This is a genomic window from Shewanella sp. A32 (assembly GCF_029167175.1).
GTDB classification, from domain to species: Bacteria; Pseudomonadota; Gammaproteobacteria; order Enterobacterales; family Shewanellaceae; genus Shewanella; species Shewanella yunxiaonensis.
The window spans coordinates 1-17209 of the sequence record NZ_JARFTS010000006.1; the positions used below are offsets into that span (position 1 = coordinate 1).

General features: G+C 47.7%; 17 protein-coding genes and 1 riboswitch. Of the genes, 9 read left to right on the forward strand and 8 right to left on the reverse strand.

Annotated features, from left to right (window positions below):
* Window positions 1–456 precede the first annotated feature (456 nt).
* Window positions 457–2544, forward strand: coding sequence for an elongation factor G (gene fusA / locus PY479_RS06455; RefSeq protein ID WP_212594304.1), 2088 nt, complete (start codon window positions 457–459; stop codon window positions 2542–2544).
* Window positions 2545–2658: 114 nt separating this feature from the next.
* On the opposite strand, the gene arcA is transcribed toward fusA, so the two are convergent.
* A complete protein-coding gene (arcA, locus tag PY479_RS06460; RefSeq protein ID WP_212594303.1) occupies window positions 2659–3375 on the reverse strand; it encodes a two-component system response regulator ArcA in 717 nt (238 codons plus the stop codon).
* A 515-nt stretch (window positions 3376–3890) separates the two neighbouring features.
* On the opposite strand from arcA, the gene PY479_RS06465 reads away from it, so the two are divergent.
* The 3 genes from PY479_RS06465 (at window position 3891) to PY479_RS06475 (ending at window position 7187) form a co-directional block, all read left to right on the forward strand.
* Window positions 3891–4322, forward strand: coding sequence for a DUF3293 domain-containing protein (locus tag PY479_RS06465; protein WP_275483244.1), 432 nt, complete (start codon window positions 3891–3893; stop codon window positions 4320–4322).
* A 97-nt stretch (window positions 4323–4419) separates the two neighbouring features.
* A riboswitch (Lysine riboswitch) is annotated at window positions 4420–4595 on the forward strand.
* Window positions 4596–4722: 127 nt separating this feature from the next.
* The gene (gene lysC / locus PY479_RS06470) at window positions 4723–6087 is read left to right on the forward strand and encodes a lysine-sensitive aspartokinase 3 (protein ID WP_212594301.1); all 1365 of its coding nucleotides are present in this window, start codon (window positions 4723–4725) and stop codon (window positions 6085–6087) included.
* On the forward strand, window positions 6087–7187 hold the full coding sequence (locus tag PY479_RS06475; protein ID WP_275483245.1) for a succinylglutamate desuccinylase/aspartoacylase family protein: 1101 nt from the start codon (window positions 6087–6089) through the stop codon (window positions 7185–7187). The genes lysC and PY479_RS06475 overlap by 1 nt, the downstream gene beginning before the upstream one ends.
* Window positions 7188–7239: 52 nt before the next feature.
* On the opposite strand, the gene asnC is transcribed toward PY479_RS06475, so the two are convergent.
* The 5 genes from asnC to PY479_RS06500 all read right to left on the reverse strand — a co-directional run bounded on the left by asnC (window position 7240) and on the right by PY479_RS06500 (window position 9832).
* Window positions 7240–7701, reverse strand: a complete 462-nt coding sequence (asnC, locus tag PY479_RS06480; protein WP_212594299.1) for a transcriptional regulator AsnC — start codon at window positions 7699–7701, stop codon at window positions 7240–7242.
* Between the two features lie 114 nt (window positions 7702–7815).
* The gene (rluA, locus tag PY479_RS06485; RefSeq protein ID WP_212594298.1) at window positions 7816–8490 is read right to left on the reverse strand and encodes a bifunctional tRNA pseudouridine(32) synthase/23S rRNA pseudouridine(746) synthase RluA; all 675 of its coding nucleotides are present in this window, start codon (window positions 8488–8490) and stop codon (window positions 7816–7818) included.
* Window positions 8491–8579: 89 nt separating this feature from the next.
* The gene (locus PY479_RS06490; RefSeq protein WP_212594297.1) at window positions 8580–8873 is read right to left on the reverse strand and encodes a hypothetical protein; all 294 of its coding nucleotides are present in this window, start codon (window positions 8871–8873) and stop codon (window positions 8580–8582) included.
* 27 nt (window positions 8874–8900) lie between these two features.
* Window positions 8901–9422 carry a class I SAM-dependent methyltransferase gene (locus PY479_RS06495; RefSeq protein WP_212594296.1) on the reverse strand — a complete coding sequence of 174 codons (522 nt, stop codon included), beginning with the start codon at window positions 9420–9422 and terminating at the stop codon, window positions 8901–8903.
* Entirely contained in the window at window positions 9419–9832 is a 414-nt protein-coding gene (locus PY479_RS06500) for a hypothetical protein (RefSeq protein WP_275483246.1), read from the reverse strand. Before PY479_RS06500 ends, PY479_RS06495 begins: the two co-directional genes overlap by 4 nt.
* 337 nt (window positions 9833–10169) lie before the next feature.
* Here PY479_RS06500 and PY479_RS06505 point away from each other — a divergent pair, with 337 nt between their 5' ends.
* Window positions 10170–11960 (forward strand): flavocytochrome c, encoded by a 1791-nt coding sequence (locus PY479_RS06505; protein WP_212594295.1) that lies wholly within the window; start codon window positions 10170–10172, stop codon window positions 11958–11960.
* Window positions 11961–12118: 158 nt separating this feature from the next.
* Window positions 12119–13114, forward strand: a complete 996-nt coding sequence (locus tag PY479_RS06510) for a 2-hydroxyacid dehydrogenase (RefSeq protein WP_212594294.1) — start codon at window positions 12119–12121, stop codon at window positions 13112–13114.
* Between the two features lie 24 nt (window positions 13115–13138).
* Here PY479_RS06510 and PY479_RS06515 read toward each other — a convergent pair whose 3' ends face one another.
* Entirely contained in the window at window positions 13139–13684 is a 546-nt protein-coding gene (locus PY479_RS06515) for a mechanosensitive ion channel family protein (protein WP_212594293.1), read from the reverse strand.
* Window positions 13685–13781: 97 nt separating this feature from the next.
* Between PY479_RS06515 and PY479_RS06520 the strand changes: the two genes are divergently transcribed.
* The 3 genes from PY479_RS06520 to ahpF all read left to right on the forward strand — a co-directional run bounded on the left by PY479_RS06520 (window position 13782) and on the right by ahpF (window position 16873).
* Window positions 13782–14537, forward strand: coding sequence for a methyltransferase domain-containing protein (locus tag PY479_RS06520; protein WP_275483247.1), 756 nt, complete (start codon window positions 13782–13784; stop codon window positions 14535–14537).
* A 128-nt stretch (window positions 14538–14665) separates the two neighbouring features.
* On the forward strand, window positions 14666–15232 hold the full coding sequence (gene ahpC, locus PY479_RS06525; RefSeq protein ID WP_212594291.1) for an alkyl hydroperoxide reductase subunit C: 567 nt from the start codon (window positions 14666–14668) through the stop codon (window positions 15230–15232).
* 78 nt (window positions 15233–15310) lie between these two features.
* The gene (ahpF, locus tag PY479_RS06530) at window positions 15311–16873 is read left to right on the forward strand and encodes an alkyl hydroperoxide reductase subunit F (RefSeq protein WP_275483248.1); all 1563 of its coding nucleotides are present in this window, start codon (window positions 15311–15313) and stop codon (window positions 16871–16873) included.
* 96 nt (window positions 16874–16969) lie between these two features.
* On the opposite strand, the gene PY479_RS06535 is transcribed toward ahpF, so the two are convergent.
* A complete protein-coding gene (locus PY479_RS06535) occupies window positions 16970–17176 on the reverse strand; it encodes a cytoplasmic protein (RefSeq protein WP_275483249.1) in 207 nt (68 codons plus the stop codon).
* Between the last annotated feature and the right edge of the window lie 33 nt (window positions 17177–17209).

A 17209-nucleotide genomic window follows, 5' to 3' on the forward strand; every position in this document is an offset into this window, starting at 1 on the left:
CTGAGCTTGCTCTAGTATAGAAGGCCCCCTTTTAGGGGGTAATCACAAAGCCACCTTCTTCAGAAGGTGGTTTTTTACTGATGATGGAACTCGGTGTTGATGATGTGACAGGATTCTGTTTAGTGAGCATCTGTTAGTCCTGATTACAGCGCTTTTAACATAAAATGTCACAAAAGTTTCTATTATTTGCGCGAATATAAGATTTGGCCGTAAGGACATCCGTATTTCTGTGTCTTCGTTTTAAATGTAACCAATTGAATTTAAATATATATTTAAAGCAATCTGTGTAAACAAAGGGTTACTCTTGAAGGTGCTGGCGAAATTTGAAACTCCTCATTGCAGGATACAGGGATTTCGGTGTTATAATACGCGCCTTAATTTATGGGGTTCCGTCTGTCGCAGCAACGAAGTGGCATACTCCGTCTCCTATTCACTAACTCATAATGAAGTTGAATCATGACTGACTTATCGAAATACAGAAACATTGGTATTTTCGCTCACGTTGACGCGGGCAAGACTACCACCACCGAGCGTATCCTGAAACTCACTGGTAAGATCCATAAAATAGGTGAAGTACATGATGGCGCTTCAACCATGGACTTCATGGAGCAGGAAGCTGAACGTGGTATTACCATTCAGTCAGCTGCGACCACCTGCTTCTGGAAAGACCACCGTTTTAACATCATCGACACTCCTGGGCACGTTGACTTCACTGTTGAAGTTTATCGTTCTCTGAAAGTATTGGACGGTGGTGTTGGCGTATTCTGCGGTAGCGGCGGTGTAGAACCTCAGTCCGAAACCAACTGGCGTTATGCTAACGAATCAGAAGTTGCTCGTCTGATCTTCGTAAACAAACTGGACCGTATGGGTGCAGACTTCCTGCGTGTAGTTGGTCAGATCAAACGTGTACTGGCGGCTACTCCATTGGTAATGACTCTGCCTATCGGTCGTGAAGACGAATTCACTGGTGTGGTAGACGTACTGACCCGCAAAGCCTATGTATGGGATGATTCAGGTCTGCCAGAAAACTACACTGTGACAGACGTGCCTGCTGACATGGTTGATCTGGTTGAAGAGTACCGTGAACAGATGATCGAAACTGCCGTTGAGCAGGATGATGATCTGATGGAAGCTTACATGGAAGGTGAAGAACCTTCTATCGACGATATCAAGCGTTGTATCCGTAAAGGTACAATCAATCTGTCGTTCTTCCCCACATTCTGTGGTTCTGCATTCAAGAATAAAGGTATGCAGCTGTTGTTGGACGCGGTAGTTGATTATCTGCCTTCTCCAACTGAAGTTGTGCCTCAGCCATTGACTGACCCAGAAACTGGTGAAGAAACTGGCGAAGTTGCCACTGTTTCTGTGGATGAACCACTGCGCGCTTTGGCATTCAAGATCATGGATGACCGTTTTGGTGCCTTGACCTTCGTTCGCATCTATTCAGGTGTGATGAAGAAAGGCGACACCATCCTGAACAGCGCTACCGGCAAGACCGAACGTATCGGCCGTATGGTGATGATGCATGCTAACGACCGGAGCGAAATCGATTCTGCTCAGGCCGGTGACATTATCGCTGTAGTAGGTATGAAGAACGTTCAGACCGGTCATACTCTGTGTGATCCTAAGCACGAATGTACTCTGGAACCTATGATCTTCCCAGATCCAGTGATCTCTATTGCGGTAACTCCGAAGGACAAAGGTGCTTCTGAGAAACTGGGTATCGCACTGGGTAAAATGGTTGCTGAAGATCCATCATTCCAGGTGGAAACTGACCAGGAAACTGGCGACACCATCCTGAAAGGGATGGGTGAATTGCACCTGGACATCAAAGTCGACATTCTGAAACGTACTCACGGTGTTGAACTGAGCGTAGGTGCGCCACAGGTGGCTTATCGTGAAACTATCACTAAAGCCGTTGAAGATAGCTACACTCACAAGAAACAGTCTGGTGGTTCTGGTCAGTACGGTAAGATTGATTACCGCATCAAACCAGGTGAAGCCAACACTGGCTTCAAGTTTGTGTCTTCAGTAGTGGGCGGTAACGTACCTCGTGAATTCTGGCCAGCTGTTGAATCTGGTTTCGAATCTATGATGAAAGAAGGCCCTCTAGCAGGCTTCCCTGTACTGGACGTAGAAGTTGAACTGATTGATGGTGCTTACCACGCAGTTGACTCATCAGCTATCGCGTTTGAAATTGCTGCGAAGGCTGCGTTCCGTCAGACTATGCCAAAAGCGGGTCCACAGCTGCTGGAACCTATCATGAAGGTTGACGTGTTCACTCCAGACGCTAACGTCGGTGATGTGATTGGTGACCTGAACCGTCGTCGCGGCATGATCAAGGATCAGGAAGCTGGCCTGACTGGCGTACGCGTTAAGGCTGACGTGCCATTGGCTGAAATGTTCGGTTATATCGGTACTCTGCGTACAATGACTTCAGGTCGTGGTCAGTTCTCTATGGAGTTCTCACACTACGCTGCATGTCCTGCCAACGTTGCAGAAAAAGTTATTGCTGAAACCAAAGCTAAAAAAGCTGCTAAATAAGCTTGCTTAGTGAAGAAAAAACCCGCCATTTGGCGGGTTTTTTTATGACAAAAATAATTGATAAAAAAGCCAGCTAATCGCTGGCTTCATAAAAATCTAGTTCAGATGGAACAATTAAGCTTCCAGATGACCACAGAAACGATAACCTTCCCCATGGATAGTAGCGATGATTTCCGGAGTATCCTGATGGCTTTCAAAGTGCTTACGGATGCGGCGGATAGTTACGTCCACAGTACGGTCGTGTTGTTTCAGTTCACGTCCTGTCATTTTCATCAGCAGTTCTGCACGAGTCAGAATTTTGCCAGGGTTTTCCACAAAGTGGAGCATGGCACGAAATTCGCTACGCGGCAGCTTATAAGATTCACCCTCTGGGCTGACCAGCGAACGGCTGTTAATGTCCAAACTCCAGCCATTGAAGTTATAGCTATCAACCGCAGATTTTTCTTCCGGCTCAGTGCCCGCTGTGGTAACACGTGTCAACAGGTTACGCGCGCGAATGGTTAATTCTCGTGGATTGAATGGTTTGGTGATGTAATCATCTGCACCGATTTCCAACCCCAGGATTTTATCCACTTCGTTGTCACGGCCAGTGAGGAAAATCAAACCGATATTATTGATTTCACGCAGTTCCCGTGCGAGCAATAACCCATTTTTACCGGGCAGGTTGATATCCATAACGACCAAGTTAATCTTGTTATCCTGTAAGGCTTTGTGCATTTCTGCGCCATCATTGGCTTCAGTAACAACGTATCCTTCAGCTTCGAAAATACTTCTCAGCGTGTTACGGGTAACTGCTTCATCTTCTACGATAAGAATGTGCGGGTTCTGCATATCATGTACCTAATAAATCAGATTGTTCTAACCACGAGCGGAGCTCATGTTCAATTGCTTTCTATGAATCCTGATGACTTCATTCCAGTACTGGTGAAACCAAATTACATTGTCGGCACTGCATGATTAGTTGAATTTTGGCATACGGTTGTTACCAGTACGCGAATTGTATTAACTGAGATATCCAGAGATGAAATTAGTTCCTGATTTCCATAGATATCCAGTTTATTTTCCTTCGGATGCTTAAGCGCACCACAAAGGGCTTTGGTCAGACATCGTGACCGCTATGTCCAGCGGCCAGCACAAACATGACCGATTTGTGATGAGTATTAACATTGTACTCTTATTGTGCATTTGTTAACAAATGAAATGTTAACAAATGCTGTTGGTATTCAGCCGAGAGTCAGCAAAATTTCGTAAAGTAACATCAATTTTATGACACAGTGTTTCAGAGACTAGGTGAGTGCCTCAGCTTTTGTTAAACTGGCGCCGGTTACTTCAGGGGCTACTGATTGATGAATGACGGATTAGAACAACTTTGGCAACACTACCTGGATTGCTGCTTTCTTCTTACACAGCCATTGTCCTCTGCTTTACCCTTTGCCATCATTACCGCACATAACCCGCAAGGGCAAGAGTTAGAACCCTGTCAAAATCGACTTTTAGATCGTGCCTTACAACGCGATATTGAGCAGTTATTGGTGCCATACCGGGTAATCATTGGTACTGCGCCAGATCACAGCCATATGGAGAAAAGTTGGGTGCTGTTTGTCAGTCACGAGCAAGCAAGTGAATTAGCCAGTAAGTATCAACAGAATGCATATTACTATGTGCAGGAAGATGTCCTTTATCTGGTGTCGTGTCGGGACAGTCGACAAACAGAAGTGATGGGGCCGTTCAGTCAGCGGGTTCATATCGTCTCAGAGTTGCCTGAATTTTGTGACTGAATTTTACTAATCTTCGCAGAAAGTTGGCAGCGAAGAAATTATCGTTGACTTAGTGCGTCTATTGTTGGTAATGTCGGCGTCCCCGCTTTAATCGCGGGGAAACAGAAGAGGAGCGTTAACTAGGTAGTGAACTCGAGGAGGCCAATCTCCGATAACGGTTCATGAGGGAGATTAACGCCGAGGCTACAGGATCATCTGGCGGATCCTCTGGTCGGTTGTTCAGGCTGAATCCTGATGACTGTCACCTTTTTATGGTGGAGAGCTTCTGGTGAGGATCATTTTCCCTTTCTCAGGGTGCCTTTGTATCAGCACCAGGCTCTTCGAACGAATTTTGTTCGGGGCTGATTATGAATTCAATGTTATTTCTCCTGTTATCTCCTTGTCCTAGGGAGGTAAGGTAATGTCTCTCGTTGTTGCTAAATTTGGTGGTACATCTGTCGCGGATTATTTTGCGATGGGACGCTGCGCCGATATCGTACTGGCTAATCCTGCCACCCGCTTAGTTGTCGTGAGTGCCTCTAGTGGGGTCACTAATCTGTTGGTGGAATTAGCACAACCTGGTGTAACTGAACCACAGCGGTTAGCGGTACTAAAGAAAATTGCCGCCATTCAATATGCGATTGTGGATAAATTACCGCGCAATGATGATGTTGCCGCCGACGTTGACGCGCTACTCACTCGGGTAGATGTACTGAGTCAGCAGTTGCTAAAAAATACCGATAAAGCAATCATCGATGATCTGCTGTCGTTAGGAGAGCGGTGTTCATCTGTATTGTTTGCTGCTGTATTACGGGAAAAGGGGGCGAAGGCCAGTGCGTTTGATGTGCGCCAGGTAATGCGTACCGATAGCAACTTCGGCAGAGCAGAACCGCAGATTACGGAGATCCGTCAATTAGCGCAAGCGCAATTGCTGCCGCAGCTTAGTGAGCAGTTACTTGTGACTCAAGGCTTTATCGGTGCTGATGCAAATAACTGTACCACTACCTTGGGGCGGGGTGGCAGCGATTACTCGGCCGCATTGCTGGCTGAAGCATTAGATGCTAACGCTGTTGAAATCTGGACCGATGTCGCCGGTATTTATACTACCGATCCGCGTTTAGCACCTAACGCCAGACCTATCCCAGAGATCAGTTTCAATGAAGCCGCTGAGATGGCAACATTTGGTGCGAAGGTGTTGCATCCGGCAACAATTTTGCCTGCGGTAAGACAGCAAATTCAAGTTTTCGTCGGCTCCAGTAAAGAACCTGAAAAAGGGGGAACCTGGATCCGTCATCAGGTGGAAAATCCACCGGTGTACCGCGCGGTAGCCTTGCGACGTGATCAAACATTGTTGAACCTGCATAGCTTGCAGATGCTGCATGCTCAAGGTTTTTTGGCGGAAACTTTTGCAACGCTGGCGCGCCATAAGATATCGGTAGATTTGATCACTACCTCAGAAGTGAACGTATCACTGACACTGGATAAAACCGGTTCTGAGTCCAGTGGCCAGGGATTATTGACGGAAGCGCTGCTGCAGGAGCTATCACAACACTGCCGTGTGCGGGTTGAGGATAAATTGGCACTGGTGGCGATTATTGGTAACCGTATTGCGACTACTGCGGGTATCTGTCAGCAGGTCTTTGGCGTGTTAGCATCGCACAATGTCCGAATGATATGCCAGGGCGCCAGTCCTCATAACCTATGTGTATTGGTGCATGAGGCAGAAGCAGCGGATGTTGTTGCGGCATTGCACCGTTCGCTATTTGAAAACGTCGAGCAAGTCTGATGCAGCCTGAGCGGTTATCGGTAGGTGAACTGGCCGCGGGACAACCGCTGACAGTACCGGTATATCGGTTTATTGGCACTGATGCCTCAGCCCCATCCGTGTATATTCAGGCGAATGTGCATGGTGCCGAAGTGCAGGGTAACGCGGTTATCCTGCAGTTGCTGCGTTATTGGCAAGCGCACCCACCGAAAGGCAATGTCACGCTGGTACCTTTAGCAAATCCGCTAGGGATTAACCAGAAAAGCGGTGAATTTACCCTCGGACGCTTTGATCCCATCAGTGGTGAGAACTGGAATCGACAATATCTGGATAATCAGTTGCCGCTGGCGCAGTGGGTTAGCGAACATTATCACCTTGCAGACGCTGAGTTGGTCAGCGCCTATCGCCAGGCGCTACAGACTAACCTGCAGCGGCGTCTGCAAAGTCCTTGGGGGGTGACGACCGGACAACGGCTGGCTTACACGTTACAGCTGATGGCGAGTGAGGCTGATATTGTGCTAGACCTGCATACGGGGCCGAAATCTTGTCAGCATCTGTATTGTCCGGCATATCAGCAACAGGCTGCGAAAGAGTTTTCAATTCCGTTTACCCTGTTTATTCCCAATCTTTTTGGCGGAGCCATGGATGAAGCGATCTTCTGTCCCTGGTGGCGGTTAACCGATTACCTGGCGTCTCAACAGCGAAAGTTGGCGGTGCCTGTGGCCGCATTTACGCTGGAGCTGGGGAACCAGGAGTTGATCGATATGGCGCAGGCACACCAGGATGCACAGAATATTCTGGCATTCTTGCACTGCCGTGGTGTTGTGGCCGAAGCCATTGCACCTCTGGAAATGAAACGTTACGGTTGTTATTTGCACAACTATCGTAAATTTCACGCACCAAGAGCCGGACTAGTGCAATACCTTGCAGCTCCGGGCGCTTTGGTTAAGGCTGGTGAGCCATTGGTGCGGTTGTTAAGACTGGATTTAGCGATTGATGAACAGGAGCAGTTATTGACCGCACCTGAAGATGGCGCAGCAATTTTACATTTTGCCTCGGCAGCAGTGCAGCAAGGCACTGAGCTATACAAAATAATGACGCAGCTGTTCGAGGTCGATTGAGCCAACAACAAAAGGCCGAATTAACGACCTTTTGTTTTTTGAGATCAGTTTGTTACGGTTTTACTGCGCGTACAATCGGATTTTGCAGACTGATTAATGTTTCAGTCGATTGAATTTCATCAATCGACTGTATGCGATTGATTAACACGTGCTGCAGCGCTTCGATAGATTGGCACATCACCTTCACAAAGATGCTGTAATTACCGGTGGTGTAATACGCTTCCACAACTTCTTCCAAGGCATTGAGCTTGGAAATCGCCGCAGGGTAGTCACCTGCACTCTTCAGGTTAATCCCGATAAAACAGCACACGTCGTAACCCAAGGCTTTTGGGTTTACGGTGATTTGGGCCCCAATGATAATGCCAGCCTGCTTCATCTTTTCCACCCGAACGTGGATGGTACCGGCACTTACGTTGAAACGTTTAGCCAGTTCTGCGAAGGGCGTGCGTGCATCCTGCATCAGCGCCTCAAGGATTTGGTTATCCAGTTGGTCTCTTTGAAATGATGTATCCACAATCACTTGCCTTTAGTTTTTTTTATCAAGCATAAATTTACGTTTTTTATTGTTCATTTACCAGAGAACATCGCAATTTTATGCCAAATGTCCTGTAAAGAAATAATTCAACGGCTACTGTCCAGCCATTGGCAGGCAGAACGGCACTGGTGAATTAAATGTCATGACTTCGCCAGAATATGGGTGTTTAAAACTTAGCTGTGCCGCATGGAGGAGCAACCTTGGTGCTAACGCTTTGGTGTCGGCATCCGCATAAAAGCCGTCACCCAGAATCGGGTGCCCCAACGACATCATATGCACACGCAGTTGATGCGACCTGCCGGTTATCGGTGTCAGTTTTACCAGAGTCGAACGTTGACCGTAAGAAATCACTTCATAATGTGTGACCGAAGGTTTACCTATTTCATAATCGACTTTTTGGCGAGGGCGGTTCGGCCAGTCACAGATCAGTGGCAGATCAACCGTACCATTATGTTCGAGTCGGCCAGCAATACGGGCATAGTAGATTTTATGTGTTTCACGATCCTGAAACTGTCGTTTCAGCTCACGTTCTGCGTTGCGTCGTAATGCCAGAACAATAAGCCCCGAGGTCGCCATATCGAGGCGATGTACCACCTGCGCTTGTGGGTGTAGCTGCAATACGCGGCTAAACACACTGTCATAATGTTCGGCTGCCCGTCCAGGAACGGAAAGTAACCCTGAAGGCTTATTGATCACTATGATATCTCGGTCCTGATAAAGAATATCAAGCCAAGGGAGTCGGGGTGGATTATAGGTAAAATCGCTCATCTGGCAGGCCTCCTGCGAACGGACCGCAAATTTACCTGTGAGCGTCAGAGGATGCAAGTACCGGCGTGATTAACACCTGGCTTTAGCCATCAGGCAAAGCTATTACCCGCCAGATGCATAATACAAAAGGTCCATACGACGAACGCTAATGTCCCATGCACAAAGGCATAAAATGCTTGGTCCAGTCGTTTCAGACCCCCGGCATCCCAAATGAGATAGAGATGTAGTCCCAGCACCAGCGGAAATAGCAGGAGCAATATCACCAACGCAAATTGGCTGGTATCTCCAAAAATTGCGTGTCCCAGCAGCGACCAGCACACCATTAACGCGGTGATTATCGGCGGCATCGCCAACCGGTATTGCTCCGGGTAGGGAAAAAACATGTGCTGCGTCCTTTAATGTCGTTGCCATTAGCTCTGAGCCAGATTGACAGCAATCAGTTGTGCTTTTTGCTGTGGCTCTCCCTCACTACAGAGCTTTCCCTCAAAGTAATGCAATGTTTGCAATTTGGCAAATGTGTGAAGTAACTCAAAATCCTGGAGCAGGAAATCCGGGTTACTTGGTTTACCAAATTCGGCTTGTCGTTTATTAAAGGTTTCGTAAAACAGCAGGCCATTTTCATCAAGTCGGTCTGCTATCCAGTTCATTAACGGTCGATGTAAATAGTTAACTACTAGCACAACATCAAAGACCGTCAGTGCTGGAGGGGCGTTTCCTTCTAAATCTGCCTGAACAAAATGACAATGAGGGAAGGCGGTTTGTAGATTGTCAAAAGCCGCAGCGTTACGGTCGACGAAAGTAACTTCCGCTCCATGCTCTGCAAACCAAGCACCATTGCGACCAGAACCACAGGCTAAATCTAGGACTTTTAAGCTATTTAATGGTTTAGTATTTGCCCAATTATATGTCGTGATTAATTTAATAGGCGTCATCCTTTAATTTCATCCTTACCATGTATTTGTCTACCATGAATAATTGAGTAGTGCCTTAATGAAGAAGGGCCATGTGTCACCACTACGGATAATAAGATAATCATGGTTACCAGCGCTGGTTTATATTCAGGCAGTATGATGAAACACATCAATATGAGTAATTTTGCAATAGTCAATACGCCTTTCATCTGTATCAGCCAGGTCCAGTCACGAAGTACCTCCCAAGCCATCAGCAATACACCTGATACCATGGTCATAATCCAATAAATACGCCATTGTTCATCTGGCACCTGCAATAGGATGCCGCCACCAGCGCCCGCAACGCCTAGGATATGCAGTGCCCGCAGCGTGGTTTTAGCCATCCGTTGAATACGGAAGAAGCGTTCTGAAGGTGGATTAGTCATACTCATCTGCTGCTCAGCTCCTGTGCGGCGTATTTTCTGCTTTAATCATAAAGCATTTGCTAAATAATTTTAAGTTTAAATTAATAAACCATGAATCCTTTAATATTAATAACGCACTTTTAAATATTAACTGAAAATTAATATTAAATGGTGGTGTGTGAACTTTAGTTTCAAAACTATTGTGCTGAATTTTTTGTGATTGAGTTAAATATCCGTTTAATTACCAAATGATATTTTTTAATTGGGAGATATGCCAAATGGTGATATATCGTTCAAATATTAAAAAATCCTGTTTGGCGTGACTATTATTACAGCGTTAAAGATCATTTTGGAGGAACATTTTATGTTCTCTGTCTTATTTAAACGAACCAGCCTAGTGTTGGCATTGTCTGGATTTATCGCGGGATCGGCATATGCAGCACCAGAGGTTCTGGCAGATTTTCACCAGCAGATGGGGGACTGTACAACCTGTCACGTTTCCCAAAAAGGCCCCACTGATGACAATCTTACTCATGAAAATCAACAGTGCGTTAGTTGCCATGGTTCACTAAACGACTTGGCTGCACAGGATGCAGAAAAGAAATTAAAGGTTTCTCCTCATAAGTCTCACCTGATTGGTGATATCGCTTGTACTACTTGTCATAAAGGCCACGAGAAGTCAGTGGCGTACTGCGATGCCTGCCATAGCTTTGGTTTCGACATGCCATTCGGTGGCAAGTGGGAACGTAAATTTGTTCCTGTTGATGTGAATAAAGAAGCCCAGGATAAGGCTATTGCCGCAGGTCCTCGTGACACAACCGACGTGGTGATTGTCGGATCTGGTGGTGCCGGTCTGGCTGCTGCTGTTTCGGCGCATGAAAATGGCGTTAAAGTTATTTTGCTTGAAAAAGAACCCATAGCGGGTGGTAATACCAAATTGGCTGCCGGTGGTATGAATGCTGCGGAAACCAAGTTTCAGGCGAAGTTAGGCATTCAGGATAAAGTGTCCATCATGATTGATGACACCATGAAAGGTGGTCATAACGTTAACGATCCTGCACTGGTCAAAGTGTTGGCGGAAGATTCTTCAGATTCTATCGATTGGTTGACCTCACTCGGTGCGGATATGAGTGACGTAGGTCGTATGGGGGGCGCCAGTGTTAACCGTGCTCACCGTCCAACCGGTGGTGCCGGTGTTGGTGCTCATGTGGCACAAGTTCTCTATACCGCCGCAGTTAAGAGTGGCGCCGATATGCGTTTTAACAGCCGAGTGGTGCGGATACTGGAAGATGCTGCTGGCAATGCCACTGGCGTATTGGTTGAAGGCAAATATACCGGTTATTACGTTATCAAGGCTAAAGCCGTGATTATGGCCACTGGTGGATTTGCCAAGAACAACGAACGCGTTGCCAAGTACGACCCGGCCCTGAAAGGCTTTGCTGCGACTAACCATCCAGGCGCTACTGGCGATGGTCTGGATGTCGCGATGGCCGCAGGTGCTGCAACTCGCGATCTGAAATATATCCAAGCACATCCAACCTGGTCTCCTGTTGGTGGTGTGATGGTAACTGAAGCGGTACGTGGTAACGGCGCCATTCTGGTCAACCGCGAGGGTGATCGGTTTGTCAATGAAATCACTACACGCGATAAAGCTTCTGCAGCGATCCTGAAGCAAACTGGTGAAAGTGCCTTCTTAGTGTTTGATGATTCAGTACGTAAGAGTCTGAAAAAAATTGAGAATTACATTCATCTAGGCATTGTTAATCAAGGCAATACCCTGGCAGATCTGGCGGCGCAGCTGAAAATGCCTGCGGCCGAGCTTGAAAAAACTGTTGCCGCATACAATAGCTACGTGAAATCAGGCAAAGATACTCAGTTTGAACGTCCTAACCTGCCGCGTGAATTGGCGACTGCTCCTTATTATGCGATTGAAGTAAAACCTGCTGTTCACCACAGCATGGGTGGTTTGAAGATTGACACTCAGGCTGAAGTACTGAACAAAGATGGTAAAACCATCAAGGGCTTGTTTGCTGCAGGTGAGGCAACTGGCGGTGTTCATGGTGCTAACCGCCTCGGCGGCAATGCTATCTCTGATATCGTGACCTTTGGTCGCATTGCCGGAGCTTCTGCTGCCAAATACGTAAAAGGCAATTAAGCCTCAGCGGTAACAAACTGCATCAGGCAGTAACTGTCAGACATCAAAGCGGACCATAGTGTCCGCTTTTTTATGCCCGGGCGGCGGCCACAATGTCTCAAGACAGGCGTGTGTTTTTCCAATACACTCAAACAATCACTATTTTTGAGGGCATACCGATGAGAATTGGTTTTTTCAGTGCTAAGCGATACGACATTCAGCATTTCTCTGCCATGAATGAACAAATGGGATTAGGCGCTCAAATAGAGTTTTTCGATTATCGTTTGTGTCAACAAACGGTGAAGCTAGCGCTGGGGTTTGAAGTCATTTGTGCCTTTGTTAATGACGATCTGTGTGAACACACACTCGCTGAGTTATATGCCAGTGGCACGCGGGTAATCGCCATGCGTTGTGCTGGTTTTAATAACGTTGATCTCGATGCCGCCAAACGGCTGGGAATGAAAGTGGTGAATGTCCCGGCTTATTCCCCGGAGTCTGTGGCAGAACATACCGTGGCGTTGATGCTGACGCTCAATCGTAAAATTCATAAGGCCTATCAGCGTACCCGTGATGCGAATTTCTCGCTAGAAGGGCTGGTCGGCTTCAACATGTATGGCAAAACTGTTGGCGTGATTGGTACGGGCAAAATAGGCGTCGCCACCATTCGTATTCTGCGAGGCTTCGGTTGTAAGGTGCTCGCTTATGATCCCTATCCAAATCCAATTGTGGTGGAACTGGGTGCCAGTTACACCGACCTCGATACCATGTTCAGTCAAAGCGATATCATCAGTCTGCATTGTCCGCTGACGAAGGAAAACCATCACTTACTGAACGCGACAAGTTTCACCAAAATGAAACCCGGCATGATGGTGATTAATACTAGCCGTGGCGGCTTGCTTAATGCCGTTGATGCGATGGAAGCGCTGAAACTGGGGCAGATTGGGGCACTGGGAATGGATGTTTACGAGAATGAAAAAGAGCTGTTCTTCGAAGACAAATCCAATGAAGTGATCCACGACGATGTCTTTCGTCGTTTGTCTGCCTGTCACAATGTGATTTTTACCGGTCACCAGGCATTTTTGACCAGAGAAGCACTGGATAACATTGCTGAGACGACCCTCAACAACATTAAACAAGTGCTCGGGAATCAACCCTGTGGCAACGAATTGTTTTAACGGCAGGCCACGAGCCGCCAAGCCTCATGCCTGGCGGTGCTCTTCATCTGCGGCTGGAGTTTCAGTGTCCTTGGCAACAGCCGTCTGATACTGCAGTTTTAATACCGCTTTTTGTAATACCAGGCTGTTGGGGTAGGTGATGGTGTCGCCATTATCGCGTTTGATCAATAAATGAAACAATGCGACTTCCTGCAAGATGCCACTAATGTCTTCATCGGCATCGACAATCCGGATACGTTCACCGACCTTATAGGGAAATACAAAGAAAATCAGAATTCCTGCCGTTAAGTTGCTCAGAATGGACCACTGGGCAAACAGTGCTACCCCCAGTACAGCAAAGGCTGATGAGACAAACAGTGAAACATCCTGGTATCCCAGCCCCAGGGAAATTGCCATCAGTGACAACGTCAGAAAGAACAGCAGTATGGTAATGAATTTACTGACCAGACTGACGCGGGCGGTGTTGATATGTTTAAGCTGGCCGTATTCACGTACGCCTTTCACCACGCGTCGTTGAATGAATGCAAAAGCGCTGAGATACAAAATGACGATGAGGATGTGGGTCATCATAGGCTTCGACTCCTCCTGGGTTAACCTGTATGCTGTGTCTCCATGTTAACGGCTTTGGCCTCCAGGTTTAAAGTCCGCGTTGTCGAGTCCTTTGTTTATGCGTGAATATCGCACACTAGCTACAGCCAAAGATCAATGGGGTAGCATTTTCGTTTTAGAAGATGCCGAACAGCGGATACTGGCATTTGGCGAACATGATGAACAAAGCAAGCTTTTAAAAGCCACGCCGCATATTCCCAAACATACTTACCTGCGTGCGATGTTATTAGCGCTGCTGTTCGGCCAACCGCGTAGCGTAATGGTACTGGGACTTGGCGGCGGCGTGTTAATTCATGCACTGCGCCAGTTTGACGCGGCGATTCGCATTACCGCGATAGAATTGCGTCCGGCGGTGATCGAACTCTGTAAACGCTATTTTCGGCTGCCGTTGTCAAAAAAGCTGACTTTGATAGAAGCGGATGCCTTGCACTATCTCGCACAATCACAGCATAAGCGGGTAGATATGCTATTTTGCGATCTGTTTGACAGTGAAGGGATTGCTGCCGGTGCGCTTTCGACGGCTTTTTTGCAGCGGTGTCAGCAACAATTAAAAGCTGACGGCGTGCTTATTTTAAACTGCTGGAAAGAACACAGCCGTGATGCTGAATTGCTGGCCAAGCTTCAGGCGCTATTTCCGTCGGTATACGCCTGTTTAACCGGCAGTGGTAACTGGGTTGTGTTTGCTACCGCTAAGGCATTACCCGCGGGGCAGGTCGAGTTGAAGCGCCAGGCCATGGCCTTATCGCAAAAGTTGGGATTCGATTTACAGTTATCACTTAATCGATTTGCCGAATGGCAAAATGTGCAGTTCTAAAAAACCGATTGTAACGATAGTTTTTATCTGTTTTATTCTTTACTTCCCGCTGACTATTATGGCTCTCAACAAAAGGACAGCGACGGACGTTGTCCTCTGTATCCAACCAAAAATATGGGAGCTTTCACATGGTTCAGTCACTGAATACTGCTGTTAAACCTTTTACCGCTACTGCATTCCACAATGGTGAATTTGTTGAAGTCACCGAACAGAGTCTGATCGGCAAGTGGTCTGTTGTGTTCTTCTACCCTGCAGACTTCACCTTCGTATGCCCAACTGAGCTGGGTGATCTGGCCGATCACTACGACCAGTTGCAAAAGCTGGGTGTTGAAGTTTACTCAGTGTCTACTGACACTCACTTCACTCACAAAGCTTGGCATGACAGCTCTGAAACTATCGCCAAGATCAAATACTTCATGGTGGGCGACCAGACTGGCACTATCAGCAACAACTTCGGTGTGATGCGTGAAGGTCAAGGCCTGGCAGACCGTGCCACTTTTGTGATTGACCCTGAAGGCGTTATTCAAGCCATCGAAGTTACCGCTGAAGGGATTGGTCGTGATGCTGAAGACCTGTTGCGTAAGATCAAAGCCGCTCAGTATGTTGCTGCTCACCCAGGTGAAGTTTGCCCTGCTAAATGGCGTGAAGGTGAAGCCACTCTGGCACCATCTCTGGACCTGGTAGGCAAAATTTAAGACTGCGTCCCTTCCGGCTCGACCGTTACGGCGGCGAGCCGGACCCTTTAATGCTATTTCTTTTCACAGGACACGTTCATGTTAGACGCTAATTTGAAAAAACAACTGGACAGCTATCTGCAGTATATCAAGCAGCCGATTGAGCTTAGCGTGTCCAGTGACGATAGTGATAAATCTCGCGAAGTCGCAGAACTGGCTCAGGAATTGGCGGCAATGTCCGACAAAATCTCGCTGACACCGGTGAACAATGCGCGTACGCCAAGCATGGCGGTGGCGCCCAAAGGACAATCCCCACGGGTCAATTTTGCCGGAGTGCCGATGGGGCATGAATTTACTTCGCTGGTGTTGGCGCTGCTACAGGCGGGTGGTCACCCCTCTAAAGCCGCACCGGAACTGTTAGCGCAGATCCGCAACTTGCCAGGTGAATATCACTTCGAAACTTATATTTCGCTGTCATGTCATAACTGTCCCGATGTGGTACAGGCACTGAACCTGATGGCAAGCCTTAATCCAAACATCACGCACGTGATGATCGATGGCGCGTTGTTCCAGGAAGAAGTCAATCAACGTGGCGTCATGGCCGTACCCGCAGTGTTCCTCAATGGTGAACATTTTGGTCAGGGCCGTATGACGCTGGAAGAGATTGTCAGCAAAGTTGACAGCGGTGCCTCTGAACAAAAAGCGGCGGCGCTGAATGACAAACCGGTTTATGACGTGCTGGTCGTGGGCGGTGGTCCTGCAGGGGCCGCTGCGGCAATTTATGCCGCGCGTAAAGGTATTCGTACTGGTCTGGTTGCCGAACGTTTTGGTGGTCAGGTGATGGACACTGTCGGTATCGAGAACTTTATCTCGGTGCCGTATACCGAAGGTCCAAAACTGTCTGCTGCACTGGAACAACATGTGAAACAATACGGCGTGGATATCATTACCGGGCAGCGTGCTGCCAATGTCAGTCGTGACAGTGATATTGCTGTCGCCTTGGAAAGCGGTGCCACCCTGAAGAGTAAAAGCGTGATCCTGGCGACAGGTGCGCGCTGGCGTGAATTGGGCGTACCGGGTGAAGCTGAATATCGCACTAAGGGTGTGGCTTACTGTCCGCATTGTGACGGCCCGTTTTTCAAAGGTAAAAAAGTCGCCGTGATTGGTGGCGGTAACTCAGGCATCGAAGCTGCTATCGACCTGGCCGGTATTGTGGAACATGTCACTGTACTGGAATTCGCTGACACGCTGCGGGCCGATGATGTGCTGGTGAAAAAAGCCAAATCACTGCGTAATGTCGATATCATCACCAGTGCCCAGACCACCGAAGTTATTGGGGATGGCAGTAAGGTGACCGGTTTGGCTTACAAAGATCGCAACAGTGGTGAACAGAAGCAGCTGGCTTTGGCGGGTATCTTTGTGCAGATTGGTCTGGTACCCAATACTGGATTCCTAAAAGAAAGTGAGATTGAACTGACCCGCTTCGGTGAAGTGATTGTCGACACCAAGGGTGCTACCTCTATGCCAGGTGTATTTGCCGCAGGTGATGCAACTACAGTGCCCTACAAGCAGATCATCATTTCCATGGGAACCGGAGCGACTGCTGCATTGAGTGCCTTTGATTATTTGATCCGTCAGTCAAGTGATGAAAAAGCGGCTTAATTGCAGGTGCTAATTGCAATAAGAAAACCGGCTATGCCGGTTTTTTATTGCCAATCACACCATGAGATATGTGTACCCAGTCGGCATCTTCTGACCTCAGGCTGTGGTGTTGATAATCGTACCAAGGTTACCCGCAGTTGCTGGAGCATCAGCTTGATCGGCCGGAGTTGTGGCATTGATGAGTTGCAAGGCTATATTGCCTTCAGCTTGCATCTGCTGCTTGGACAGTTGAGCCACTTTTACGGCAACCGCTGTCTGCACATTTCCTATCGCAGTCGGGTGCACATTGAGATTAACGGCCATAATGAGCCCTGTTTTTATCAGAAGTTGCATTCA